The following is a 23927-nucleotide window of genomic DNA, read 5'->3' on the forward strand; positions in this document are numbered from 1 at the left end:
CGCCGGGGCCGCGGGGGACCGGCAGAAGACTGGGCGGGGACCGGCCGGGGACCGGGCGGCCCTACGAGAACGGGCCCGGCCGGACGAGCTTGGCGGCCTCGACGGCGTCCGTGGGGCCGGTGCCGAACGACGGGCACAGCGCCGCCAGCGGGCACACGCCGCACGCCGGCCTGCGCGCGTGGCAGATCCGCCGCCCGTGCCAGATCACCCGGTGGGAGAAGACCGTCCACTCGCGCTTGGGGATCAGCTCGCCCACGATGTGCTCGATCTTCACCGGGTCGGTCTCCTCGGTCCATCCGAAGCGCCGCACCAGCCGCTGGAAGTGCGTGTCGACGGTCAGCCCCGGCACCCCGAAGGCGTTGCCGAGCACCACGTTCGCCGTCTTGCGCCCCACTCCGGGCAGCTTGACCAGGTCGGCGAGCCGGTTGGGCACCACGCCGCCGTGGTCGGCGCACACCGCCTGGGCCATCCCGATGATGCTGTTGGTCTTCGCCCTGAAGAACCCGGTGGACTTGATGATCTCTTCCATCTCGGCGCGGTCCGCCGCGGCGTAGTCCTCGACGGTGGGATATTTCGCGAACAGGGTGGGGGTGACCATGTTGACGCGCTTGTCGGTGCACTGGGCCGACAGGATCGTGGCCACGAGCAGCTCGAGCGGGTTGGTGAAGTCGAGCTCGCAGTGAGCGTCAGGGTAGGTCTCGGCCAGGATCCTGTTCATCTTCCGTGCCCGCCGTACGAGACCCAGCCGGGTCTCCGACCCCCGCTTACGGTTCGTCGCCATTCCGCAAGGGTATGGCCAGCGCGTTCGTCCCGGGAAACAATCCGTTGAGTAACGCTTTGGGGGGATCAGTCCGTAAACTCCGTGGTGGGAACGTCGTGGCGACCAGCAGGTGGCATCCCCTCAAGCCATTACCCATGGGTCACCTCTGACCTCTGCAGTGGGGTACGTCACAATGACTGCTGAGGAGGCAGAGTGAACACCGAAGACGTGCTGGGCAAGGCCCCCCTGTTCGCCGCGCTCGACCGTGAGAGCGCCGCGGCGCTGCGCACGAGCATCACCGAGGTTCAGCTGTCCAAGGGGCAGACCCTGTTCAGCGAGAACGAGACGGGTGACCGGCTCTACGTCGTTCTCGAGGGCAAGATCAAGCTGTCGCGCACCGCCCCCGACGGCCGCGAGAACCTGCTGAGCGTGCTCGGGCCGAGCGAGATGTTCGGCGAGCTGTCCCTGTTCGACCCCCGGCCGCGTACGGCCACCGCCTCCGCGCTGACCGACGTACGGCTGGCCGGCCTCGGCCACGACGACCTGCGGCCCTGGCTCACCGGCCGGCCCGAGGTCGCCCTCCACCTGCTGCGCGCGCTGGCCCAGCGGCTGCGCCGCACCAACGACGTGCTGGCCGACCTGGTCTTCACCGACGTGCCCGGCCGGGTCGCCAAGGCGCTGCTCGACCTGGCCGAACGGTTCGGCACCAAGACCGACGACGGCCTGCGCGTCCACCACGACCTCACCCAGGAGGAGCTGGCCCAGCTGGTCGGCGCCTCGCGCGAGACGGTCAACAAGGCGCTGGCCGACTTCGCCCAGCGCGGCTGGCTGCGCATCGAGGCCAAGGCCGTGGTCATCCTCGACATGGAGCGGCTGCACAACCGTTCCCGGTAGTCCTGGGAGTCCGAGGGTTACGACCGGTCCAGGTAGTCGAGCTGGGCGCGCACCGACTGCTCCGCCGCCTGCCACAGCGACCGGTCGACGTCGGTGTAGACCGCCTCCACGATCTCGCGCGGCGTGGTGGCGCCCGCGGCGCGCGCCGCCCTGATCTGGTCGAGGCGCTGCCGCCGGTGGGCGATGTAGGCGTCGAGCGCGAAGACGGGATCGCCCAGCGCGGGCCCGTGGCCCGGCAGCAGCGTCTCCGCCTCCAGTTCCTCGGCCGTGGCGCGCAGCAGGTCGAGCGAGCGCAGGTAGTCGGCCAGGTTCCCGTCGTGCGCGATGACCGTGGTGCCCCTGCCCAGGACGGTGTCGCCGGTCAGCATGGCCCGGTCGGCGGGCAGCCAGAAGCACAGGGAGTCGAAGGAGTGGCCGGGCGTGCCGTACACCCTCAGCTCCAGGCCGCCGGCCTCGACCACGTCGCCGTCGGACAGCCCCTCGTCGCCCAGGATGTGCCGGGGGTCGAGCGCCCGCACGGGCGCGCCGACCAGCTCGGCGAAGCGCCTGGCCCCGCCGCTGTGGTCGTGGTGGCCGTGGGTGAGCAGGATCGCGGCGACCCTGCGGTCGCCCACGTGCTCGGCCACCCTGCGCAGGTGCGGCTCGTCCTCCGGGCCCGGGTCGACGACGACCACCTCGGTCGTGCCGATCACCCAGGTGTTGGTCCCCTCGAGCGTCATCTCCGAGGGGTTGGGGGCCAGGATGTTCTCGGCGTGGTCGGTGCGCGTGCCGTCCGGGCCCGCCAGCGGGACGTGGAGGCCGCTCATGTCATCAGCCATATCCGGCCGTCGCGCTCGACGGCTCTCGGCATGATGGTGACGATCTTCCGCTCGGCCGCGAGGATCGCGTCGAGGTCCGGATGGCCCGCCAGCTCGGCGAGCGTCCGGTAGGTGGGCGGCATGAGAAAGATCTCCCCCTTGTGCGCCAGCTCGATCGCCTCGGCGGGCGGCTGCCAGACGACCTTGTCCGCCTCCCCGCCCACGTCGCGGGTGCGCTGCCCCTCGGGCAGCACGGCGACGAAGAAGCGGGTGTCGAACCTCTTGTGCTCCACCTCGGGCGTGATCCAGTGCGCCCACGGCTTGAGCAGGTCGGAGCGGAGCACCAGGCCCCGCCGGTCGAGGAAGTCGGCGAAGGCCAGGCTCCTGTCGATCAACGCGAGCCGGTCGGCCTCCCAGTCGTCACCGGTGGTGTCGGCCACGACGGTGTCGGGGCCGGGCCCGGCCAGCAGCACGCCCGACTCCTCGAACGTCTCCCGTACGGCGGCGCACACCAGGCCCCTCGCGGTCTTCTCCTCGGCGTCGAACACCTCGCCCCACTCCGCGGGCGACGGCCCCGCCCACGCGACGGAGTGGTCGGTGTCGCGCGGATCGACCGAGCCGCCGGGGAAGACGTAGGCACCCGCGGCGAAGGCCATCGTCGCCTTGCGCCTGAGGAGGTAGACCTGCGGCCCCTCGCGCAGGAGCACCACCGTGGCGGCGTCCCGCGCGGGGACCGGCTGGACACGTCCTGCCAGGATGTCTCGTGCGCGCTCCCCGAACTCGCCGGGGAGCGGGATCCCGTTGTCCACATGACCTCCTCTAGAACATCACTCGGTCATGATGGACCTTCTTCTACACTTCCGCTATCAGCTCGACCTCGACCGGGGCGTCCAGCGGCAGGACGGCGACGCCGACCGCGCTGCGGGCGTGCACGCCCGCGTCACCGAGGACGTCCCTGAGCAGCTCGCTGGCACCGTTGCCGACCTGCGGCTGAGCGGTGAAGTCCGGCGTGCTGGCGACGAACACGACCACCTTGACGATCCGCTTGATCGCGGACAGGTCGCCGACCTGCGACTTGAGGGCCGCCAGGGCGTTGAGCGCGCAGATCCTCGCCAGGTCCCGCCCCTCGTCGACGGTCACCTCGGCCCCGACCTTGCCGGTCCTCACCAGCTTGCCGTCGACGATCGGGAGCTGACCCGAGGTGTAGACGTGGTCGCCCGAGCGCACGGCCGGCACGTACGCCGCCAGCGGGGCGACGACCTCGGGCAGGGTCAGACCGAGCTCGGCCAGCTTCTCCTCGGGGTTCATGCCTTCTCCCTCTTGAAGTAGGCCACCAGGCCCTGACCGTCGGGACCCGGCACGATCTGGACGAGCTCCCAGCCGTCCGCGCCGAAGTTGTCGAGGATCATCTTGGTGTTGTGGATCAGCACCGGAGCGGTGAGATACTCCCATTTCTTCATGAGGGCCAGCGTAGTGAACAGCCCCCCTCCGGACCGCCGCGCGGTGGCCCGCGAGGGCGACCCAGTGTGAGAAATCTCAAAGGCGGACGGCAAGTAACCGTTCGGTAGCCTGACAAGTGTGACTGCTACCGCTAGGGACACCGATTGGGACGGCGTGCGACTCCACGTCGTGACCGGTAAGGGCGGCACCGGCAAGACGACTGTGGCCGCCTCGCTCGCCCTGGCCCTCGCCTCAGGCGGTCGCAAGGTCCTCCTCGTCGAGGTCGAGGGCAGGCAGGGCATCGCGCAGATCTTCGACCTGCCGCCGCTGCCGTACGAGGAGCGCAGGATCGCCGTCGCCCCCGGCGGCGGCGACGTCCACGCGCTGGCCATCGACCCCGAAGAGGCCATGCTCGACTACCTCGAGATGTTCTACGGCATGCGCCGCGCCGGCCGCGCGCTGACCAAGATGGGCATCGTCGACTTCGCCACCACCGTGGCTCCCGGCTTCCGCGACGTGCTGGTGACCGGCAAGACCACCGAGGCGGTACGGCGGCGCGGCAAGAACGGCAGGCGCGTCTACGACGCCGTGGTGCTCGACGCGCCGCCCACGGGCCGCATCGGCCGCTTCCTCAACGTGACCGAGGAGGTGGCTGATCTGGCCAGGGTCGGTCCGATCAAGAACCATTCGGAGCTCGTGAGCGGTGTGGTGAAATCCGCCGAGACGGCCGTCCACTTCGTGACGCTCCTGGAGGAGATGCCGGTCCAGGAAACGCTCGACGGCATTGCCGAATTGCGTTCGGCCGGTCTTGCCGTGGGTGGAATCTTCATCAACATGGTGCGTGAATCACAGCTTCCCGAGGCCGTTCTTGACTCGGCTGTCAAGGGACGATTCGACGCGGCGGAGATCGCTCTGGGGCTCAAGGCGGCCGGTCTGGCCGACGGGGCGAGCGACGCGACGGCGGTGGCCGAGGCGCTGGCCGCGGAGGTCGTCGAGCACGCCCGCCGTACCGAACTGGAGAAGACCGAGCGCGCCACGCTCCGGAAGGCCACCGTGCCGTGCTACGAGCTGCCGCTGCTGGCCGACGGCGTCGACCTGGCGGGGCTGTACGAGCTGGCCGAGACCATCTGCGCCGAGGGCGCCGCGTGACCGAGCGGCGCGACACGGTCGTGACGCCGGCGAAGGAGGCACCGTGACCCGTACTCCCCCCGTTCTCGACGTCGACGCGATCCTCGACGATCGCGGCACCCGCATCGTCGTCTGCTGCGGCTCCGGCGGCGTGGGCAAGACCACGACCGCCGCGGCGCTGGGACTGCGGGCCGCCGAGCGCGGGCGCAGGTCGGTCGTGCTGACCGTCGACCCGGCCCGCAGGCTGGCGCAGTCGATGGGCCTGACCGAGCTGGACAACACCCCGCGCCTGGTCCACACGGCGGGCGAGGGACAGCTGTTCGCCATGATGCTCGACATGAAGCGGACCTTCGACGAGATCATCGAGGCCCACGCCGACCCCGAGCGGGCCCGCCAGATCCTGACGAACCCCTTCTACCAGTCGCTCAGCTCCAGCTTCGCCGGCACCCAGGAGTACATGGCGATGGAGAAGCTGGGCCAGCTGCGCCGCTCCGACGAGTGGGACCTGATCATCGTCGACACCCCGCCCTCGCGCTCCGCGCTCGACTTCCTCGACGCGCCCGAACGGCTCGGCCGATTCCTCGACGGCCGGTTCATCAGGCTGCTGATGGCACCGGCCAAGGCCGGGGGGCGCAGCGCGTTCAAGCTGTTCAACGCCGGGTTCGGGCTGGTCGCCGGAGCGATGACCAAGCTCCTCGGCGCGCAGGTGATCAAGGATCTGCAGACCTTCGTGTCGGCGCTCGACGCGGTCTTCGGCGGGTTCAGGCAGCGCGCCGAGATGACCTACAAGCTGCTGCAGGCGCCGGGCACCGCGTTCGTGGTCGTCGCCTCCCCCGAGCGCGACGCGATGCGCGAAGCCTCCTACTTCGTCGAACGGCTCGCCGAGGAGCGCATGCCGCTGGCCGGCCTGGTGATCAACCGGGTGCACGAGTCGCCCGCGGTGGCGCTGTCGGCCACCCGCAGCGCGGCCGCCGCCGAGGAACTGGAGTCGAGGGGCGAGCACGAGCTGACCGCCGCCGTGCTCCGCCTGCACGCTGGGCGGATGCAGCTCGCCGCCCGCGAGCACCGCGAGCGCGAGCACTTCCTTTCGGCCCACCCCACCGTGCCGGTCGTCCAGGTCGCGGCCATGTCAGAGGACGTCCACGACCTGACCGGACTGCACGAGATCGGGCGGCTGCTGGCCGCCGGAACGGAAGCGACCGTCCGGCACAGCGCCTGAACCGGCCCCGAGCATGACAGTACGGCCGGCGGGAAGCCCGCCGGCCGTACTGTCATGACGTCAGCCGGCGATCAGCTCATTCGTCCGCTCGTACTCCTCCTTCGCGGACTCCAGCAGCTCGCGCCAGGAGTCCACGTCAGGCCGCCGCCGGAGCAGCGCTCGCCGTTCCCGTTCCGTCATACCGCCCCACACCCCGAACTCGATGCGGTTGTCGAGCGCATCGGCGAGGCACTCGGTACGGACCGGGCATCCTCGGCAGATCAGCTTCGCCCTGTTCTGAGCGGCACCCTGGACGAACAGCGCGTCCGGGTCCGCACCCCGACAGGCGGCACGGGAGGTCCAATCCGTGATCCACATGTTTCGACCCCACTCCCCTTCGGTGGTTGAGTCGTCGTTTGGGGCCGACGGGCGCGGGCGCCGAGCCTCCGTATTCAGTTGCCGCAGAGGAGAACGTACGCAACCATGCCTTCGGGCCGACAGACCCCGGCAGGACCAATTTCTCGCCAGTACCTTGACCGGGAATGACTAGTCACCTCGCTCAGTCAAGGCGAAATGGCCTCCGGTTACCGATTAGGCAGCGCTTTCGACGTAGTCTTGGGTCTGTGCAAGCTCAGGGCAAAGACCAGTCGAACCCCATCGTGAACGTCGTGCGGCTGCTGGCCGCCGGCACGGCCGCGGGGGTGCTGACCGCCGCCATAGCCCTGCCCGCGGTGGGCGGGGTCGGCCTGACCGCCAAGTCGACCACCGAGACGCTGGCGCTGCGGCCGGAGAACCTGGACGAGCCGCCGCTCCCTGAGCGCACCGAGATCTACGACTCCACCGGCAAGCAGATCGCGCAGTTCTACTACCAGAACCGCGAGTCGGTGAAGATCAACCAGATCGCGCCCGTCATGCTGGACGCGATCATCTCGATCGAGGACGTCCGCTTCCGCGAGCACGGCGCCATCGACCTGGAGGGCACCGCCCGCGCCCTGGCCAAGAACGTCACGGGCGGCGGCGTGGTCCAGGGTGGCTCCTCGATCACCCAGCAGTACGTCAAGCTGGTGCAGTTCAACAAGGCCAAGACGAAGAAAGAAGCCATGGCGGCCATCGCGCCGACCCTGAACCGCAAGCTCAACGAGCTGCGCTACGCCATGGCCATCGAGGAGAAGTACACCAAGGACCAGATCCTCGAGAAGTACCTCAACATCTCCTACTTCGGCGCCAGCGCCTACGGCATCCAGGCCGCGGCCAAGCGCTTCTTCGGCAAGCCGGCCTCCGAGCTCGACCTGTCGGAGGCGGCGACGCTGGCCGGAGCCGTCCAGAACCCGGTCCGCACCGACCCGACGCTCGGCAAGACCGCCAGGGACAACCTGTTCAAGCGCCGCAACCTCGTCCTCGACACGATGGCCAAGTACGGCAAGATCACCCCCGCCGAGGCCGAGGCGGCCAAGAAGGAGAAGCTGGGCTTCAAGGGCACGAAGATTCCGGGCGGCTGCGAGGAGAGCAAGTACCCGTACTTCTGCCTCTACGTCAAGAACGAGATCCTCACCAACCCCGACTTCGGCGCCACCCCCGAGGAGCGCGAGAAGCGGCTCCAGCAGGGCGGCCTGCGCATCAAGACCACACTCGACCCGAAGATGCAGCAGGCCTCGGAAACCGCGATCAAGAAGTACGTCTTCGCCAAGGACAAGCCCGCCGCCGCGCAGGCCATGGTCGTCCCCGGCACCGGCGAGATCCGGGCCATGGCCGCCAGCCGCAAGTTCGGCGACAACAGGAAGAAGAACGAGACCCTGATCAACCTGGCCGCCGACAGCAAGCACGGCGGCGGCGTCGGGTTCCAGCAGGGCTCGACCGCGAAGGCCTTCACGCTGGCGGCCGCCATCGAGAACGGCTGGAAGCTCGACGACGGCAACTCCACCGGCAAGACCTACGACGTCCCCGCCGTCGACAACACCCCGTTCCGCGACTGCAAGGGCCTCAGGGTCGGCTCGACGCACCAGGTCTTCAACTCCAGCGAGGGCGGCGGCGGCTTCAAGACCCTCAGGACCGGCACGCTCGGCTCGGTCAACACCTTCTTCATGAAGCTCGAGGAGCAGGTCGGCCTCTGCAAGGTCGTCAAGATGGCCGAGAAGCTCGGCATCAAGCGCGCCGACGGCGGCAAGCTCCAGCAGGTCCCCACCTTCACGCTCGGCGTCAACGAGATGGACCCGGTGACCGTCGCCAACGCCTTCGCCGTCTTCGCGGGCCGCGGCCAGTACTGCAGCCCGATGGCCATCACCGAGATCCGCGACCGCAACGGCAAGATCACCACGGCCAAGCCCAAGTGCAAGCAGGTCATGGACGAGGACGTCGCCGACGCGGTCACCGAGGTCATGTCCGACGTCTTCACCCAGGGCACCATGACCGAGGTCGGCGGCATCGGCAGGGACGCGGCCGGCAAGACCGGCACCACCGACGGCTACACCGCCGCCTGGTTCGCCGGCTACACCCCGAACCTGGCCTCCGCCGTCAGCCTCGGCGACCCGCGCGGCGCCTTCGACCACGACCTGACCAACGTCACCATCGGCGGACGCTTCTACAGCTACGTCTACGGCGCCACCATCTCCGGGCGGATCTGGAAGGACTCCATGCTCAAGTCGCTCCGCGGCGTCGAGCCCGTCTCCTTCACGCGCTACGACGCCGGCAAGTTCGGCGGATGCACCAAGAGCTGCGCGCCCAAGCCGCCGAAGAAGGACAAGGACCGCGACAGGGACCGCGGCAACCCGTTCGGGCCGCCCGACGACGAGAACCCGCTAGACATCTGGGACAACGAGGACAACGGCGGAACGATCACGCCCGAAGACTGACCCACCCCGACGCCGGAGGCCACCCCCGCCTCCGGCGTCACCCGTTCCCAGGGGCGCCGTCTGGCTGTTTTCCTGGGTCGCCGTATTCCTAGGGCAGCCTCTGCTTGTTCCTGGGGCGCCGTCTGCTTGTTCCTGGAGGCGCCGGCTTCTGTACGGCAAGCCGTCCACGGCCACCGTGGGTCACCGCTGACCGCCCGTCCATCACGCCACTCCAGCGACGCCGACGACCCGCCGTGACGTGGCCGCCGGCCCGCGCCCGCCCGACCAGGACACCGCCGGCCGAACGGCCCGCCCACCGCACATGGACCGCTCGCCACACCAACCCGCCAGCTGCATGTTCCGCGTGGCGCACACCCCCGACAGCTGCACGTGCCGCTAACCACGCCCGCCGCTGAGTGCCGCCTCGCCACACCCACCCGCCAGTTACATGTGCCGCTTGGCGCCCACCCGCCCGCCTACTGCACGTGCCCACTTGCCGAGTGCACGTGCCCGCTTGCCGAGTGCACGTGCAGCTCGCCGCACACCCACCTGCCGCGTGCACCATCCGCTCGCCGTAGCGTCGTCCCTGGTGCACGGGCCGTTCGCCGTCTTGCCCCCACCGGGGGTGCACGCCGCGTGGAACGGGCGTGATCCCGCGCCCGGAGGCGGCGTGCCCGAGAACCATCACGTCCCGGCCCCCCTTCCGAGACGGCAAGCCGCAGGTCGACGAGCAGGGGCGCCCCCGGCACTCCGAGAAAGCGCGGGGTCCGTCCAGAATGCGGGATCCGTCCAGAATGAGGTCCGCCCAGAATGAGGGCGCGCCCGGGTTCTGGGATGAACCGGGCGTGCCCTCGCCCGCAGGAGACCTGGAAGCCCCTGGAAAGCAAGAGACCTTTAGGCCCCTGAAAGGCAGGAGACCCTGGAAGCCCCTGGAAGGAGGGGGAAGCCCGGGAGGGGCTAGCTGAGGCGTGCGCGGACGATCTGGGCCACCCTGCCGCCCTCGGCGCGCCCGGCGACCTTGGGGTTGACGACCTTCATCACCTGGCCCATCGCCTGCGGCCCTGACACGCCGAGTTCGGCGACGGCCTCGTCCACGATGCGGCCGAGCTCGTCGTCCGACAGCTGCGCGGGCAGGTACTCCTCCAGCACCGCCTGCTCGTCGAGCTCCGCCTGGGCCTGCTCCTTGCGGCCCGCGTTGCCAAATGCCTCCGCGGCCTCACGACGCTTCTTGGCCTCCTTGGTGAGGACCTTGATGATCTCGTCGTCGGACAGCTCCCTGGCCTCCTTGCCCGCGACCTCCTCCACGTTGACCGCGGCCAGCGCCATGCGGATGGTCCGCAGGCGCACCTCGTCCCTACTCTTCAACGAGGCCGACAGGTCGGCCTTCAGCTTGTCCTTCAATGCGCTCATGCGCTCCATCCTTTCAGGCATGATGAAGAGATGAGGAAAGCTGTCGCAATCCCCCTGTCCCTGATGGGCCTCGGTCTGGCCGGCCTTGGCTACGCCTCGGTCATCGAGCGCAACAGCTTTCGCCTCAGGCGCTTCGACGTACCGGTTCTCGAGCGCGGCCAGCGGCCCGTGCGCATCCTGCACCTGTCCGACCTCCACCTGACGCCGGGGCGGCGCATGCTCATCAACTGGGTGCGTTCGCTCGGCTCCCTCGAGCCCGACCTGGTGGTCAACACCGGCGACTCCATCGCCCACGTCGACGCCGTGCCGTCCCTGCTGCACGCCCTGGAGCCGCTGCTGTCGCGGCCCGGCCTGTTCGTGTACGGCTCGAACGACCTCTACGCGCCCAAGCCGAAGAACCCGGCCCGCTACCTCTGGCGTACCTCGAAGAACGACCGCCGCCAGCACGTCCCCTCCCTGCCTTGGCGCGAGCTCGGCGAGGGCATGGCCGCCGAGGGCTGGCTCGACATGAACAACACCACGGCCCGCATCAAGGTCGGCGACCTCGACATCGCCGTCGCCGGCATCCACGACTCGCACATCGACCGCGACCGCTACGACCTGGTCGCCGGCCCGGCGCCCCGCGACGCCGACCTCCGCCTCGGCGTCATGCACTCCCCCGAACCGCGCAACCTGAGCCGCTTCGCCGCCGACGGCTACCAGCTCCTGCTCGCCGGCCACACCCACGGTGGCCAGCTCTGCATCCCGTTCTACGGGGCGCTGGTCACCAACTGCGGCATCGACAGGGCGCGCGTGAAGGGCCTGCACCGGCACTCGTCCGCCTGGCTCCACGTATCGGCGGGGCTCGGAACCTCCCCCTATGCGCCGGTTCGGTTCGCGTGCTTCCCCGAGGCGTCGTTGCTGACATTGGTTCCGCGACGCTGAGGCGTCACATGTGGTTCGGAAGTCCGCTAGACTCGTGCAGGCACGCACAAGACGGGCGTGCACCGGGGTGTAGCGCAGCTTGGCAGCGCGCTTCGTTCGGGACGAAGAGGCCGTGGGTTCAAATCCCGCCACCCCGACCCAGAAGTAGCAGTACAAAGGCCAGTTCCGGAGATCGGAACTGGCCTTCTGCGTTGGCTGGGTGACTACAGCCCCCGGATCCGAAGTTCTGAACCTCGAACCCTGAACTTACGGATTCCAAAGTAGCTGGCACAGCCGTGAGCCGTCGCGCGGGAACATCATCGCCGCCATCGCGAACACGGCGAACGCGAGGATCAGACCTCAGTGGGAGGCTGCGGGACCTGCGGCGAAGTCGTGGATGAGCTTCCAGACCTGGGCGGGCGCCTCTTCCTGGGCGAAGTGGCCGACCCCGGGCACCAGGGCGGTGGTCAGATGCTGGATTCCCGACTCGCGGAACCCTTGCGCGTAGGTGGCGATGTCACCGCCTTCTCCGTCCCCGCGCAGATAGAGAAGCGGCGTGCTGACCGGTCCGGCTTCGGCGAAAGCCGCGTTGTCCCGCGCGTCCTGGCCGAAGGCGCGGTAGAGGTCGAACCCGGCGGTGAGCGCCGCGTCACCGTCATAGGCGACGGCGTGGGCGCGCCGTGACTCCGGGGTGATCCTCGCCGGGTCCACCGACAGCACATCGTAGAAGTAGTCGAAGTATTCGGCCTGATGCCCCTGGACCAGGATCTCCGGCAACGCCGTTACGGTGTGGAAGCCGAAGTGCCAGATGTAGGGGTTCGCCAGGACGTCACTCCATGGGGCCACGCCAGGGATCACCGTGTTCATGATCACAACACGGGCGACGTCGTCGTATCGCCGTAGATAGGCGTAGGCGATCATCCCACCGGCGTCGTGACCGACCAGCGTCAGGTCGGTGAGTTCGAGACGCCGCACCAGCTCGTGCACCACTTCCGCCAGGCGAAGCTTGGATCCACCCGGGACAGCCCCAACGGATTCGCCGATTCCGGGCAGATCGATGGCGATGACCCGAGCGTCCGCGGCGGCCACGTCCATCACGCCCTCCCATGCCCGCCATGATTCCGGCCAGCCGTGCAGGAACAGGAACGGCTTGCCCCGCGGATCCCCCACTTCGACGACATGCAGCGAGACATCGGCGATCGACACGTGGGTATGACGCGGCTCGATAGACATACTTCATGTCTATCAAACGACATGAAGTATGTCTATCGACTAGTCTGGTGGGCGTGAGCAACGACGACGGACCCACCTTCGAGCGGGGAACGGGTTTCCTGCTGGCACGGCTGGGCTCGCTGGCAGCACGGTCGTGGACCGGGTTCCTGACAGGGCACGATCTCACCCAGGCCCAGTACGCGGTCCTCGTGACAGTCAGGGAGCAGGGGCCTGTCGGCCAGCGGCGCCTTGCCGAACTGATCGCCGTGGATGCCCGCAACATCGTGCTGGTCCTCGACTCCCTGGCCGCCAGAGGGCTCATCGAGCGCAGGGTGCATGACCTCGACCGCCGCCGCCGCGTCATCACCCTCACCGACGGCGGAAACGCCCTCCTCGACACCATGGTCGCCACCGCGGCGACCGAACAGGATCACTTCCTCCACGCCCTGACCCATCGTGAACGCGAACACCTCAACCGCCTGCTCAGAACGGTCTACGACTCGCACGTTCCGGCTCCCGGCTGACGCACCTCACCGGCGGATGTCGCGTGCGGTGAGGCGCACCGGAACGAAAGTCACCGATCCCCGGGCGATCCGGTCCTGGTGGGGATTCCGCTCCGATGCGCCTCGCACTGCGACAGATCAACGGGGCGGCGGGGACAGCGCCGATGCCCTCCGCCCGCCCGTCATCACCCTCCGGGGTTCGCGCACTTCCTGATCTGCCTGCGGATGTCGTCGCCGGTGTTGACCCACGCGTCGGTCAGCACCGTTTGCGTGCCGTCACCGCCCGCACCGTAGCCGCCGCCCAGGGAGATCCAGGCGGTGGTCGAACCGTACGGGCCGGTGACCTTCGGGCCCTCCAGCCAGCACACCGGGTGGACGGTGTCCCCGTAGGCGTACCAGCCCACGGGGCGCTTGCCGAAGTTGATCCGGTACACCTCCCCATCGGCGGTCCCGCCGATGGTGGTCGCCTCGAACGTGGCGAGCCCCGCCGTGTTGACCACCTTGCCGGTGAGTGCCTGCTGGGCCGAGGCCGCACCCGGCAGGGCCGTCATCCCTGCCGCCAGAAGCCCGCCCGCGACCAGCGCGCCGATCTTCCTCATCGTCTGTCCCTCCGTCGTGACGAACGCTGCGAGATCACTTTCGGCAGGCCGGCACGCTGTCCACCACCGGTGGACAGCACCTGCGGACAACGACCGGACACTCCCGCATGGCCGGCGACCATGACCGTCTGCTCTGCGATGAGGGTGCGACGGACTGCACCGGCTCGGCGGCGCTGCGGAAGCGCTGGTACCCGAACCCGCCCCAGGAGGCCGTGGTGATCCCGGAGACCGGCCACGTGCTGACGGCTGGGGGCCGTCCCCGTGTCAGGCGCAACGGCTTTCCTCCGGGACGAAGAGGCCGAGAGCCCCGACGCCTTGAACGCAAGATCAGTCCTGGCGGTCTTCGTGCGGCTTGGAGGGTTGACGTCGGTCGGGCGGCGGAAGCGTCGGAGGCGTCCGGGATCCACGGAACGTCGACGAACGAGGCCTGTGCCCCGGGCCCGGACGGTGCGGAGCAGGGGCACCTTCATGGCGAGAGCGGTGCGCCCCTGGTCGTTTCCTCAGTGGTGGCCGGGCTGGGCGTTGCGGGGCATGAGCCAGACGAGGCCGCAGCAGGCGAAGGTGGCGGCGGCCACGACGGTCAGGCTGAGCGCGGCGCCGCCGGAGGTGTGGAAGTAGACGGTGGTGATGGCGGCCGCGCCGATGCTGTTGGCCAGTTGCTGGATGGCCGACAGGGAGCCGCTGGCGCTGCCGGACTGCTTCTGGTCGACGTCGCCGAGGGTGACCTGGTAGATCGAGCCGAAGCAGGTGCCCAGGCCCAGTCCGGTGACGAACACCGGCAGGGCGAGCGCCAGGCCGGAAGCCCGGGTCTGCGCGAACGCGAGCAGCACGAGGGTGCCGACCAAGGTCAGGACCAGGCCGATGAAGACGAGGGTACGGCCCAGCCGGGCGATCAGCCGGTGCGCCGCGATCGAGGCGACGATGATGCCGGCCGCGATCGGCGCCAGGCCGAGGGACGCCTGGGTCGGGCTGTGGTGGAGCACGTCCTGCAGGAACAAGGACAGGACGAGCAGCAGGCCGGAGACCCCGGCGTAGAAGACCAGCCCGAGGATCAGGCCGGAGGTGAAGCCGCGGTTCTTCAGCAGCGACGGCTCGATGAGCGGGTTGGCCGCGACGCGCTGGCGCAGGAAGAACAGGGCGAGGAAGCAGGCGCCCGCCGCCAGGGAGAGGATCGGACGCGCGGTCCAGCCGTGGCCGGGGCCGTCGATCAGGCCGTAGAGCAGGCCGAGCATGGTCGCGGCGAGCAGGCCGGAGCCCAGGCCGTCCACCGTGACCGTACGGTCGCCGTCGTCGTGTGGCAGGAGCCGGGCGGCCAGGACGATGGCCAGACCACCGAGCAGGATGTTGATCAGGAACATGGCGCGCCAGCCGAGCCCGAACAGGTCGGCGTCGATGAGCGCGCCGGCGACGATGGGGCCGCTGATGGCGGACAGGCCGAGTCCGGGGACGAAGACGCTGAAGGCCTTGCCGATCTCCTCGCGGGGGAACACCGCGCCGAGGATGCCGAAGCCCTGCGGGATCAGCAGCGCCCCGAAGGCTCCTTGCAGGAGCCGGAAGACGATGGCGGACGCGGGATCGACAGCCAGGCCACAGGCGATGGACGCGAGAGTGAAGCCGGTGATCCCGGTCAGGAACAGGCGGCGCCTGCCGTACTTGTCGCCGAGCCGTCCGCCGACCACGAGCAGGACGCCCATCGCCAGGGCGTAACTGGCGCCGAGCCACTGGATGAGAGCCTGACCGCCGTGCAGGTCGGCGGCGATGGTGGGGGCGGCGATGTTGGTGATCGTCGCGTCGAGCAGGTCGAGGATCGCGGCGAAGAGGATGACGGCGAGGATGGCCCAGCGTCTGCGGACGGGGGTCTTCGGGGGCGCCGAGAGAGTGGACATGAGGGGTGCCTTAGGAGAAGGGCGGGCCTGAACATCGGCCCGGCGGGGGTTGTCACTGCTGGAAGGCCGCGGCGTTGTCGCGGGCCCACTGCTCGAAGGTGCGGGCGGGCGTGCCGAGGAGGGTCTGGGTGGTGTCGGCGACGGCGGCGGGGGCGGCCGAGGCGGCGGCCCACAGGGCGAGCAGGGAGGCGACCATCGGGGCCGGCATGTACTGGCTCATCTGCTGCTCGGCCTCGGCGTGGGTGATCTCCACGAGGGGGATGTCCCGGCCGAGGACCTCGGACAGGACGGCGAGCTGCCGGCGGAAGGTGAGCGCCTGGCCGCCGGTGAGGGTGACCGCGCGACCCTTGAGCGAGTCGCCGGTCAGCGCCTCGACGGCGATGTCGGCGATGTCGTCGGGGTGGATGGGCGCGATGTCGGCGTCGGGGTAGGCGAGCTGGATCGGCAGGTTCTGGCCGATGAGGTAGGCCCAGCCGAGGGCGTTGCTGGCGAAGGCGTCGGGGCGCAGGAAGGTGTGGACCAGGTCGGAGGCGGCGAGGGCCTGCTCGACTTTCAGGCTGTGGGAGGCCAGGGGGTCGGTCTCGGCGTCGGGGTCGAGGACCGAGGAGGACGACAGCAGGACGACGTGCTCGACACCCGCGGCCTGGGCGCTCTTGATGAAGGCGTCGATGCCGGTGGGGTCGGGGTAGAGGAAGACCTGCCGTACTCCGTCGAGCGCGGCGCCGGTGGGGTGGTCGAGCGCGAGCTCGACGGCCTCGACGCCGGCGGGGACGGTGAGCTCGGCGGGGTTGGCGCTGGCGGCGCGGACGGGAAGCCCGGCGGCGTGGAGGCGGGCGATGATCGCCTGGCCGACCTTGCCGCGGGCGCCGGTGACGAGGATGGTCATGAGGAACTCCGTTTCGTGTAGATCGACACATGCATGCTGTCATGCACATAATTTCATGTCAACACATGTCTTCGGAGACTCACGGATATACGATGGACGCGTGACGAATGACGAGCTACTGGACGCTGTGGGGCCGGCCTTCTCCAAACTGCGCCGTACCTCGCTGCTAGAGGTGGAGAACCCGATCTCGACCAAGGACCTGAGCAGGACCCTCGTCCTCAACATCGTCCTGGAGCACACCCAGGGCGACGGCAAGGAGGTCACCGTGGGAGCGGTGGCGGAGGTGCTGGGAGTGGATCCCTCGGTCGCCAGCCGGATGGTCACCGACAACATCAAGGCCGGCTATCTGATCCGGGCGGCCTCCCAGGAGGACGGCCGTCGCACGGTCCTGCGGCTCAGCCCCGAAGGCCGCGAGCTCATGACGCGCTTCCGCCGCCACCAGCGCTCGGCCTTCGAGTACATCACCGCCGACTGGTCGGAGCACGATCGGCTGGAGTTCGCCCGCCTGATGCTCAAGTACGTCGACTCGCTGGCGCATCTGAACGAGAGAGCCCAGGTCGGCGACACGAAGGGCGCCTAGTCACCGTTCAGGCGTCGCAGCCCTGGTGGTCGAGGGGGTTGAGTGGCGCTCGAGGGCGCCCTCCTTCGGCTCGGCCGTGGAGACCGGGGTCCACCTGACGAAAGTCAGGGTCAGGGCGGCCGATCGGCCACTGTGTGGCACCCCGGCCGACTCCTAGCGTTCCTTCCCAGCGGACGAAGAGCTCGGAAGGAACCCGATGAAGGTGCGGAAGATCGCGGCGATGGCCGGTCTGGCCGGTGTGCTGCTGGCCACGGGGATGACGGCGGCGGGCGCCTCGACGACGGGGACGACGACGGCGGGCGCCTCAGCGGCGGTGGGCGCCTCAGCGACGGCGCGCGCCTCGGCGGCACCGAAGAGCGCGGACCTGAGCGCGAGCGTGATCGACGACTTCATGCGCGGCTATGTCGAGAGGACCCGGCTGCCTGGCGCCGTGGTCGCCGTCACCAAGGGCGACCAGGTCGTCCATGTCGCGGGCTACGGCCACACGGCCGACGGCGAGGCCATCACGAAGACGACGCCGATGCCGCTCGCCTCGGTGTCCAAGTCCTTCACGGCCTTGGCGGTGCTTCGGCTCGCCGGCCAGGGCACGATCAGCCTGGACTATCCCGTAAGGACATATCTCCCCGAGTTCACCATGGCCGACCCGCGCGCCGCGAAGATCACCGTGCGCCAGCTGCTCCAGCAGACCTCGGGGATGAGCGACATGAGCTTCCCTGAGCTGACGCTCCCCGCGCCGGACACCCTCAAGGACGCCGTCGCGATGCTGCGGACCGCTCCGCTCGACACCGAGCCCGGCGCCAGGATGGCCTACCACAACCCCAACTACACCGTCGCGGCGCGACTGGTGGAGGTGGTGGCGGGGATGCCGTTCGCGGACTACATGGCCACCGCGGTGTTCCGTCCGCTCGGCATGACGTCCACCAGGACCGTGAACACCACCAGGGACCTGCCGGGTGAGGGCGCCGGTTACGTCCGGGCCTACGGGCAGCTCATCGGGCGCTCCCACCCGAAGTGGTTCGTCAGCGGCTCCTTCGGCGTCGTCAGCACCGCCGACGACCTGGCCAGATGGCTGATCGCGCAGAACGGCGCCGGCCGCGTCCTGCCCAGGAAGACCCTGAAGACCGCCCAGACCGCGTCCGGTGTGGCCGGCAGCACGTACGGCATGGGCTGGGTGGCCGGCAGGACCGCCGGTGGAGCGCCCCAGCTCCAGCACACCGGCTGGCTACTCACCCACAACTCCGCGCAGACGCTCCTCCCCGCGAGCCGGTACGGCATCGCCGTCGTCACCAACACGGGGATGATCTCCGGCGACGACGCGCTCCTCATCACCAACGGCCTGATCGACATCATCGAGGGCCGCCCCGACGCCGGAGCGGCGCCCTTCACCATGACCGCGGACCCCTGGCTGGCCGGCCTGACCGTGCTCAACCTCGGACTCGGCCTCCTGGGGGTCTGCCGTGCCCGCCGCTGGGCCCGCCGCCGCACGGACCAGGCCGTCTGGCGCCCGCTGCTGCGGCTGCTGCCGTACGCGGTGCCGATCGTGTTCTTCTTCGGCCTCGCCGACCTGATCGGTCTCCTGATGCATAGGTCAGGCACGCTGGAGCAGATCACGTACGTGTGGCTCGCCCTGTACGTCTGGGCCGCCACGGCCGCGCCGGCCGCTGCCGCCGTCATCGTCTGCCGTCTCGTCCACCTCGTTCGTGGCCGCGGCTCTCGTGGTTGGCGGCACCGGAGGACCGCCCGCGGTGGCGCCCTGTCGTCGACGACATGAACGGGTCGCCGCGAAAACGGCCGTGAACCCGGCGTGCCCGTGTACTTATGGGAATCCAGGGCAGCGTGGTGGGTGGAGCCGTCCGGCCGGTCGAGGCCGGCGCGCACCGTGGCGGGTCGTAGGCGTGGCAACTCGTGGATGAGCCGGTGCCTGCGGTGACCGTCGTGGGATCGACCGCAGCTCCACGTGATGTGGACGGCGACGACGCGCATGCCCCGGCTGCTCGCGCGGACGTACTGTGGAAATGGACATTCGCCACGCAGGGGAGGCGCGGGGATGGGCAAGACGGAAAAGGCCAAGGGCAAGGCAGAGGAAGTAAAAGGCGAGGTCAAGCGGGATGTCGGGGAGATGACCGGCAACCAGTCAATGCGGGCCAAGGGGAAGGCCGAGAAGATCAAGGGCAATCTCAAGCAGGCCGCCGAGAAGGCGAAGGACGCCTTCAAGAAGTGATCGAAGGCGAAGGACCGGCCACGAACCGCGTGGCCGGTCCTTCCGTGGCCGGCCTTGATAGGAGGGGCGTGGCACCACCACTATCATCTTTGCCGGCTCTCACCTCGGTAACGCAGCTTGGTAGGGTCCGGCCATGCTGCGTTGCGCCATCCTCGACGACTACCAGAACGTCGCTCTCACCCTGGCCGACTGGACCGCCGTCGAGGCGAGGAGCATCCAGGAGCACATCGACTCGATCGACGACCTCGTCACGGCGATCGCCGGCGACGAGATCGTGATGATCATGAGGGAGCGCACGCCGTTCCCCGCCGAGGTGTTCGCCAGGCTGCCCAAGCTGCGGCTGCTGATCACCTCTGGCATGCGCAACGCCTCCATCGACCTCGACGCCGCCCGAGCCCACGGCGTGACCGTCTGCGGGACCGGCGGTTTCTCCACGCCGCCCACCGAGCTGACGTGGGCGCTCATCCTCGGCCTGGCCAGGCACCTGATGCACGAGTCCGCCGCCATGCGCGCCGGCGGGCCCTGGCTGACCACCGTGGGCACCGACCTGCACGGCGCCACCCTCGGCCTGGTCGGCCTCGGCAAGATCGGCTCCCAGGTCGCGAAGGTCGCCCAGGCCTTCGGCATGGACGTCGTGGCCTGGAGCGAGAACCTCACCCGCGCGCGTACCGGCGAGGCCGGCGTACGGCTGGCGCCCTCGCTGGAGGCGCTGCTGTCCGAGTCCGCCTTCGTCTCCGTCCATCTCGTCCTGAGCGAGCGCACCCGCGGCCTGATCGGCGCCAAGGAGCTGGCGGCGATGCGCTCGGACGCCTACCTGGTGAACACCTCGCGCGCGGCCATCGTCGATCAGCCCGCACTCATCCGGGCGCTGGAAAGCCGCGCGATCGCCGGCGCCGGCCTCGACGTCTTCGACATCGAGCCGCTGCCCGCCGACCACCCCTTCAGAGCGCTTCCCAACGTGCTGGCCACCCCGCACCTCGGCTACGTGACCATGGCCAACTACCGCACGTACTTCCGCGAGGCCGCGGAGAACGTCACCGCCTTCCTCTCCGGCGCCCCGCTCCGCGTCCTGACCTGAGCGGGGGCTCGCCGGCCCACATGATGCCGGCCTGACGCGCCCGCCAGGAGCTCGGGCGCACCGGGCGGCTCCGGCGTCCGGCCGAGCGCGCCGGTTCGACGACCTGCCCGCGAACCCCGCCGCCGGACCCCGCCGGCGGACCCTGCCGGCGGACCCTGCCGGCACGTGGACTTCCCCCGGGGACGCAGGGTGCCCCGAGGGGAGGTCGTCCGTCGAACAGGGCGACCGCCCGCGAACGCGGTCAGATCATCGCGACGAGGATTCTCCGGTTGCCGGTGTAGGCGTGGCGGCCGTGCATCACCAGCAGGTTGTCGATCATCATGACGTCGCCCTGCTGCCAGGGGAAGGCGCACTCGTTGCGCTTGGCGACCTCGCGGACCTGGCGGAGGTCGGCCACGTCCAGCGCGCTCCCGTCCCCGTAGGTGGCCTGCAGCGGCAGTTCCTCGTCGGAGGCCGCCATCTCCAGCAGGGCCTCGGCCTCGTCGTCGGGCAGGCTGGAGACGTGCCACTGCTCGGCCTGGTTGAACCAGACCTCCTCGCCGGTCTCCGGGTGGCGGCGGACGGCGGGGCGCACCTGCCGTACCCGCAACTCGTCGTCCTCCGTCCAGCGGAACTCGGCGCCGGTCTCGGCCAGGGCACGCTCGACCTCGTCCCGGTCGGCGGTCTCGTAGGTGTCCTGCCAGGACTTGCCCAGCCCGAAGCCGCCGTGCAGGTTCTGCAGGTAGGCGACCCCTCTGGTGGCGAAGCGCTCGCGCACGTCCGGCGCCAGGCCCGCCAGCACCGCGCGAGAGTCGGAGACGGGTGTGGCGCCGCCGGTGGCCGGGGCCTGGTCGCAGTAGAAGAACAGCCGCGACGGCCAGCGGTGCGCGTAGGACAGCTCGTTGTGCAGGGAGATCTCGTACTCCGCCGGATACTCGGTGGAGGTCCACACGCCGGTCTGTACGGCGACGCGGGGCGAGTTGCCGTGGCGGTAGTTGGTGAACGGCTCGCCGAAGGTGCTGACGAACTCGTGGAAGGCGGCCGGCGAGTCGACGCCGAGACCGCGGAAGAGCACCGCGCCGTGCTGGAGCAGCAGTTCGTCGGCGGGCCCGCGCGCGGCGTCGTCCAGCACGGCGATCGTGGTCGCGCCCGAGGTGATCTTTTCCATGGTCAGTGCTCCTGCGGTTCGGGCATGCCCTTGGTGCGGGGGACGGGGGAGAGCGCCAGCACGATGATCGGGATCACGGTGCCCACGGCGCAGATGAGCATGGTCGTCCGCAGGCCGACGCCTTCGGCCAGCAGACCCATGAGGAAGGCCCCCACCGGCGCCAGGCCGAGGGCCACGGCCCGCTGCGAGGCCATGACGCGGCCCTGGAGGTGCTGCGGGGTGGCGCCCATGCGGAGCGTGGCGCTGGACACCATGGCGATCGGGCCGGTGACGCCGAGCAGGAACTGCGTGAGGCCGATCATGACGACGATCAGCCAGGTGGGTCCGGTGGCCAGGCCGACGAGGAGGAGCGAGAGGTTGCCGACGACGGTCATCCAGAAGAAGGAGGGCCCGATGCCGATCTTCTTCATCGACCTGGTGGCCAGCAGGGAGCCGAGGATGGCTCCCGGGCCGCCGATGGCCAGCAGGATGCCGACCCAGTACTCCTCCATGCCCAGGCCCTTGATGACCCAGAGCGGCAGCAGCACCTCGATGCCGGTGTAGAAGAACATGTAGAAGCCGGCGGCGATCATGCTGGGCCTGATCAGCGGGTCACGCAGCACCCAGCGCAGGCCCTCGGCGATCGAGGAGAACACGCCCTGCTGCTCGGCGTTGCGCTCCGGCACCGGTTCGGGCTTGCGGATGAGCGCGCAGCTGATCGCGGAGACGATCAGCGTCACCACGTTGACGAGCAGCACCTGGGTCGCGATGAAGGCGTTGACCAGCACCGAGCCGACGCTGTTGCCCACGACCCTGGCGACGGAGTTGCTCAGCTGGAGCTTGGCGTTGCCGTCGCCGATCAGCTCGCGCCCCACCAGGAACGGCAGGTGCGACATGTTCGCGACCTCGAAGAACACGAACAGCACGATGGACAGGAAGGAGATCGTGCCGAGCCAGAAGAGCGTGAGCATGTCGGCGGCGTAGAGCCCGACGACCGCCAGGAGGAGCACGCTGCGGCCGACGTCGGCGACGATCATGGTGGGCCGCTTGCGGAACCTGTCGGCCCAGAAGCCGGCGAACAGGAACAGCAGGAACGGCAGCCGCCCGACCGCGCCCAGCGTGCCCACTTCGGCCTCGTCGGCGCCCAGCAGGACGATGGCGATGAGCGGCATGGCCACCACGGTGACCTGGGCGCCGAACTGGGAGGTGCTGTAGCCGAGCCAGAGTTTGAGGAAGTCGCGGTGTTTCCAGAGGCTGGTCGGCTTCTCTTCTGCGGGCGCGAGCGCCTCAGTGGTGGGCGTGTCCGAGGCCACGGTCCATCCACCTCCTCCATTGGTTGGCGGTCCGGGTGACGTAGGGGTTGTAGAGCGCGCTGAACCGCGCGCCGGGGATGAGCCCGGTCTCCAGGTGCGGGATGACCGCCCGCCACCCGTAGTCCTCCTCGGGAGGGGCGTTGTCCTCCTCGGGGATCAGCAGGATCACCGGTCCGTCGAAGGTGTCGTGCTTGTAGCGCCCCACCGCGTGGGCGTTGGCGCGGAAGACCTCGACGTAGCGCTGGATCTGGTCGAGGTCGGTGCTCTCCGTCCGGAGCTGGCCCTCCTTGGTGGCCGCGTTGACGATGGCCAGCAGCCGCTCCGCCGGCTCCATCAGGCTCAGCTCGCGAGGGTCGAGCGAGGTGGCGCCGCCGGCCAGCGCGTGCACCATGAGCGCGGTGTCGTCCTCCAGCGTCGAGCCGACCACGGGCTCCTCCGCGGAGGACCAGGCCAGGAAGACGTACGGCACGTCGTGGCCGTCCTGGCGCAGCTTGCGGGCCACTTCGAGGGCGATGTTCCCGCCGATGCAGAAGCCGCCGACGAAGTAGGGCCCGTCAGGGAAGAGCTCGCGGATGTAGCCGGCGTAGCTCTCGGCCATCTCGTCGATGGTGGTCTGTACGGCGTCGCCCTCGGTCAGCCCGTGCGCGGGGATGGCGTAGACCGGCTGGTCGTCGCCGAGGTGCTGGGCGAGCGGCCGGTATCGGAAGACCTGCCCGCCGAGCGCGTGGATGAGGAACAGGGGAGGACGGTTGCCCGCGGTGCGCAGCGGCACGACCCGGCCCCGGGAGATCGGGTTGTCGCCTTCGTCCGCGAGGGCCTCGGCGAGCTGGGCGACCGTGGGCGCGGCGAGCACGGTGGCCACCGGGATCTCCCTGCCGAGCGCCTGCCGCATCCGCAGGGCCAGGCGAAGCGCCAGCAGCGAGTGTCCGCCGAGGTCGAAGAAGTCGTCGCGGATGCCCGGCGTTTCCACGCCGAGGATCTCCGCCCAGATGCCGACGAGGGTCTCTTCCAGTTCGTCCCTGGGTGCTTCGTACGGGGCTCGGGCCACCGGTGCCGGATCAGGGAGGGCTTTGCGGTCGAGTTTGCCGTTGGCGGTCACCGGCAACCGATCCAACACCGTGAACGACGACGGCACCATGTGCTCCGGCAACCCCTGCCGCAGGAA

At 69.6% G+C, this 23927-nt stretch carries 24 protein-coding genes and 1 tRNA gene; 11 read left to right on the plus strand and 14 right to left on the minus strand.

Annotated features, from left to right (window positions below):
* Nucleotides 1-61 precede the first annotated feature (61 nt).
* Nucleotides 62-781, minus strand: coding sequence for an endonuclease III (gene nth, locus ABZX22_RS12630; protein WP_354907918.1), 720 nt, complete (start codon nt 779-781; stop codon nt 62-64).
* Between the two features lie 192 nt (nt 782-973).
* On the opposite strand from nth, the gene ABZX22_RS12635 reads away from it, so the two are divergent.
* On the plus strand, nt 974-1654 hold the full coding sequence (locus tag ABZX22_RS12635) for a Crp/Fnr family transcriptional regulator (RefSeq protein WP_354907920.1): 681 nt from the start codon (nt 974-976) through the stop codon (nt 1652-1654).
* A gap of 17 nt (nt 1655-1671) precedes the next feature.
* Here the strand turns inward: ABZX22_RS12635 and ABZX22_RS12640 are convergent, their stop codons facing one another.
* The 4 genes from ABZX22_RS12640 to ABZX22_RS12655 are packed head-to-tail and all read right to left on the minus strand — an operon-like array spanning nt 1672 to nt 3911.
* Nucleotides 1672-2460: an MBL fold metallo-hydrolase gene (locus tag ABZX22_RS12640; RefSeq protein WP_354907921.1), complete on the minus strand. Its 789-nt coding sequence runs from the start codon at nt 2458-2460 to the stop codon at nt 1672-1674.
* On the minus strand, nt 2457-3260 hold the full coding sequence (locus ABZX22_RS12645) for an NUDIX hydrolase (protein ID WP_354907922.1): 804 nt from the start codon (nt 3258-3260) through the stop codon (nt 2457-2459). The genes ABZX22_RS12640 and ABZX22_RS12645 overlap by 4 nt, the downstream gene beginning before the upstream one ends.
* 43 nt (nt 3261-3303) lie before the next feature.
* Nucleotides 3304-3759: a RidA family protein gene (locus tag ABZX22_RS12650; protein WP_354907924.1), complete on the minus strand. Its 456-nt coding sequence runs from the start codon at nt 3757-3759 to the stop codon at nt 3304-3306.
* Complete coding sequence (locus tag ABZX22_RS12655; RefSeq protein ID WP_354907925.1) at nt 3756-3911, minus strand: hypothetical protein; 156 nt, start codon at nt 3909-3911, stop codon at nt 3756-3758. The genes ABZX22_RS12650 and ABZX22_RS12655 overlap by 4 nt, the downstream gene beginning before the upstream one ends.
* Before the next feature lie 109 nt (nt 3912-4020).
* Here ABZX22_RS12655 and ABZX22_RS12660 point away from each other — a divergent pair, with 109 nt between their 5' ends.
* Nucleotides 4021-5040 carry an ArsA-related P-loop ATPase gene (locus ABZX22_RS12660; protein WP_354907964.1) on the plus strand — a complete coding sequence of 340 codons (1020 nt, stop codon included), beginning with the start codon at nt 4021-4023 and terminating at the stop codon, nt 5038-5040.
* A gap of 43 nt (nt 5041-5083) precedes the next feature.
* Complete coding sequence (locus ABZX22_RS12665) at nt 5084-6238, plus strand: ArsA family ATPase (protein ID WP_354907927.1); 1155 nt, start codon at nt 5084-5086, stop codon at nt 6236-6238.
* A gap of 60 nt (nt 6239-6298) precedes the next feature.
* Here the strand turns inward: ABZX22_RS12665 and ABZX22_RS12670 are convergent, their stop codons facing one another.
* Nucleotides 6299-6595 (minus strand): WhiB family transcriptional regulator, encoded by a 297-nt coding sequence (locus ABZX22_RS12670; RefSeq protein WP_148036282.1) that lies wholly within the window; start codon nt 6593-6595, stop codon nt 6299-6301.
* A 281-nt stretch (nt 6596-6876) separates the two neighbouring features.
* On the opposite strand from ABZX22_RS12670, the gene ABZX22_RS12675 reads away from it, so the two are divergent.
* A complete protein-coding gene (locus ABZX22_RS12675; RefSeq protein ID WP_354907929.1) occupies nt 6877-9066 on the plus strand; it encodes a transglycosylase domain-containing protein in 2190 nt (729 codons plus the stop codon).
* A gap of 936 nt (nt 9067-10002) precedes the next feature.
* Here ABZX22_RS12675 and ABZX22_RS12680 read toward each other — a convergent pair.
* Entirely contained in the window at nt 10003-10455 is a 453-nt protein-coding gene (locus tag ABZX22_RS12680; protein ID WP_354907930.1) for a GatB/YqeY domain-containing protein, read from the minus strand.
* A gap of 30 nt (nt 10456-10485) precedes the next feature.
* Here ABZX22_RS12680 and ABZX22_RS12685 point away from each other — a divergent pair, with 30 nt between their 5' ends.
* Together ABZX22_RS12685 and ABZX22_RS12690 are read left to right on the plus strand one after the other, a co-directional pair.
* Nucleotides 10486-11379, plus strand: a complete 894-nt coding sequence (locus ABZX22_RS12685; protein ID WP_354907931.1) for a metallophosphoesterase — start codon at nt 10486-10488, stop codon at nt 11377-11379.
* A 63-nt stretch (nt 11380-11442) separates the two neighbouring features.
* Nucleotides 11443-11516: transfer RNA gene (locus tag ABZX22_RS12690), tRNA-Pro, on the plus strand.
* A gap of 202 nt (nt 11517-11718) precedes the next feature.
* Here ABZX22_RS12690 and ABZX22_RS12695 read toward each other — a convergent pair.
* The gene (locus ABZX22_RS12695; RefSeq protein ID WP_354907933.1) at nt 11719-12591 is read right to left on the minus strand and encodes an alpha/beta hydrolase; all 873 of its coding nucleotides are present in this window, start codon (nt 12589-12591) and stop codon (nt 11719-11721) included.
* 53 nt (nt 12592-12644) lie between these two features.
* On the opposite strand from ABZX22_RS12695, the gene ABZX22_RS12700 reads away from it, so the two are divergent.
* On the plus strand, nt 12645-13094 hold the full coding sequence (locus tag ABZX22_RS12700) for a MarR family transcriptional regulator (protein ID WP_354907934.1): 450 nt from the start codon (nt 12645-12647) through the stop codon (nt 13092-13094).
* 164 nt (nt 13095-13258) lie between these two features.
* Here the strand turns inward: ABZX22_RS12700 and ABZX22_RS12705 are convergent, their stop codons facing one another.
* The 3 genes from ABZX22_RS12705 to ABZX22_RS12715 all read right to left on the minus strand — a co-directional run bounded on the left by ABZX22_RS12705 (nt 13259) and on the right by ABZX22_RS12715 (nt 16444).
* Nucleotides 13259-13672, minus strand: a complete 414-nt coding sequence (locus tag ABZX22_RS12705) for a hypothetical protein (protein ID WP_354907935.1) — start codon at nt 13670-13672, stop codon at nt 13259-13261.
* Nucleotides 13673-14172: 500 nt separating this feature from the next.
* On the minus strand, nt 14173-15558 hold the full coding sequence (locus ABZX22_RS12710) for a DHA2 family efflux MFS transporter permease subunit (RefSeq protein WP_354907936.1): 1386 nt from the start codon (nt 15556-15558) through the stop codon (nt 14173-14175).
* Nucleotides 15559-15610: 52 nt separating this feature from the next.
* Nucleotides 15611-16444, minus strand: coding sequence for an NAD(P)H-binding protein (locus ABZX22_RS12715; protein ID WP_354907937.1), 834 nt, complete (start codon nt 16442-16444; stop codon nt 15611-15613).
* Between the two features lie 100 nt (nt 16445-16544).
* Between ABZX22_RS12715 and ABZX22_RS12720 the strand changes: the two genes are divergently transcribed.
* The 4 genes from ABZX22_RS12720 to ABZX22_RS12735 all read left to right on the plus strand — a co-directional run bounded on the left by ABZX22_RS12720 (nt 16545) and on the right by ABZX22_RS12735 (nt 20323).
* Complete coding sequence (locus ABZX22_RS12720) at nt 16545-17024, plus strand: MarR family winged helix-turn-helix transcriptional regulator (RefSeq protein WP_354907938.1); 480 nt, start codon at nt 16545-16547, stop codon at nt 17022-17024.
* A gap of 196 nt (nt 17025-17220) precedes the next feature.
* Nucleotides 17221-18795, plus strand: coding sequence for a serine hydrolase domain-containing protein (locus tag ABZX22_RS12725; protein WP_354907939.1), 1575 nt, complete (start codon nt 17221-17223; stop codon nt 18793-18795).
* A 276-nt stretch (nt 18796-19071) separates the two neighbouring features.
* Nucleotides 19072-19245 carry a CsbD family protein gene (locus ABZX22_RS12730; protein ID WP_354907941.1) on the plus strand — a complete coding sequence of 58 codons (174 nt, stop codon included), beginning with the start codon at nt 19072-19074 and terminating at the stop codon, nt 19243-19245.
* Nucleotides 19246-19378: 133 nt separating this feature from the next.
* On the plus strand, nt 19379-20323 hold the full coding sequence (locus ABZX22_RS12735) for a D-2-hydroxyacid dehydrogenase family protein (RefSeq protein WP_354907942.1): 945 nt from the start codon (nt 19379-19381) through the stop codon (nt 20321-20323).
* A gap of 241 nt (nt 20324-20564) precedes the next feature.
* Here ABZX22_RS12735 and ABZX22_RS12740 read toward each other — a convergent pair whose 3' ends face one another.
* From ABZX22_RS12740 to ABZX22_RS12750, 3 genes are all read right to left on the minus strand, one after another.
* The gene (locus tag ABZX22_RS12740) at nt 20565-21470 is read right to left on the minus strand and encodes a TauD/TfdA family dioxygenase (protein ID WP_354907944.1); all 906 of its coding nucleotides are present in this window, start codon (nt 21468-21470) and stop codon (nt 20565-20567) included.
* 2 nt (nt 21471-21472) lie between these two features.
* Nucleotides 21473-22762, minus strand: coding sequence for an MFS transporter (locus ABZX22_RS12745; protein WP_354907945.1), 1290 nt, complete (start codon nt 22760-22762; stop codon nt 21473-21475).
* Nucleotides 22737-23927: thioesterase domain-containing protein (locus ABZX22_RS12750; protein ID WP_354907946.1), on the minus strand; the 1191-nt coding region annotated here is incomplete at its 5' end. The genes ABZX22_RS12745 and ABZX22_RS12750, both read right to left, overlap by 26 nt.

The sequence above is a fragment of the Nonomuraea sp. NPDC003804 genome (assembly GCF_040610675.1).
In the GTDB taxonomy this organism is placed as follows: Bacteria; Actinomycetota; Actinomycetes; order Streptosporangiales; family Streptosporangiaceae; genus Nonomuraea.

Excerpts from the sequence above, each read along its gene's own strand:
- nth (WP_354907918.1), bottom strand. The coding sequence starts at position 781 with ATGGCGACGAACCGTAAGCGGGGGTCGGAGACCCGGCTGGGTCTCGTA.
- ABZX22_RS12655 (WP_354907925.1), bottom strand. The coding sequence starts at position 3,911 with ATGAAGAAATGGGAGTATCTCACCGCTCCGGTGCTGATCCACAACACC.
- ABZX22_RS12685 (WP_354907931.1), top strand. The coding sequence starts at position 10,486 with ATGAGGAAAGCTGTCGCAATCCCCCTGTCCCTGATGGGCCTCGGTCTG.
- ABZX22_RS12680 (WP_354907930.1), bottom strand. The coding sequence starts at position 10,455 with ATGAGCGCATTGAAGGACAAGCTGAAGGCCGACCTGTCGGCCTCGTTG.
- ABZX22_RS12670 (WP_148036282.1), bottom strand. The coding sequence starts at position 6,595 with ATGTGGATCACGGATTGGACCTCCCGTGCCGCCTGTCGGGGTGCGGAC.
- ABZX22_RS12705 (WP_354907935.1), bottom strand. The coding sequence starts at position 13,672 with ATGAGGAAGATCGGCGCGCTGGTCGCGGGCGGGCTTCTGGCGGCAGGG.
- ABZX22_RS12640 (WP_354907921.1), bottom strand. The coding sequence starts at position 2,460 with ATGAGCGGCCTCCACGTCCCGCTGGCGGGCCCGGACGGCACGCGCACC.
- ABZX22_RS12650 (WP_354907924.1), bottom strand. The coding sequence starts at position 3,759 with ATGAACCCCGAGGAGAAGCTGGCCGAGCTCGGTCTGACCCTGCCCGAG.
- ABZX22_RS12730 (WP_354907941.1), top strand. The coding sequence starts at position 19,072 with ATGGGCAAGACGGAAAAGGCCAAGGGCAAGGCAGAGGAAGTAAAAGGC.
- ABZX22_RS12735 (WP_354907942.1), top strand. The coding sequence starts at position 19,379 with ATGCTGCGTTGCGCCATCCTCGACGACTACCAGAACGTCGCTCTCACC.
- ABZX22_RS12725 (WP_354907939.1), top strand. The coding sequence starts at position 17,221 with ATGAAGGTGCGGAAGATCGCGGCGATGGCCGGTCTGGCCGGTGTGCTG.
- ABZX22_RS12710 (WP_354907936.1), bottom strand. The coding sequence starts at position 15,558 with ATGTCCACTCTCTCGGCGCCCCCGAAGACCCCCGTCCGCAGACGCTGG.
- ABZX22_RS12740 (WP_354907944.1), bottom strand. The coding sequence starts at position 21,470 with ATGGAAAAGATCACCTCGGGCGCGACCACGATCGCCGTGCTGGACGAC.
- ABZX22_RS12715 (WP_354907937.1), bottom strand. The coding sequence starts at position 16,444 with ATGACCATCCTCGTCACCGGCGCCCGCGGCAAGGTCGGCCAGGCGATC.
- ABZX22_RS12695 (WP_354907933.1), bottom strand. The coding sequence starts at position 12,591 with ATGTCTATCGAGCCGCGTCATACCCACGTGTCGATCGCCGATGTCTCG.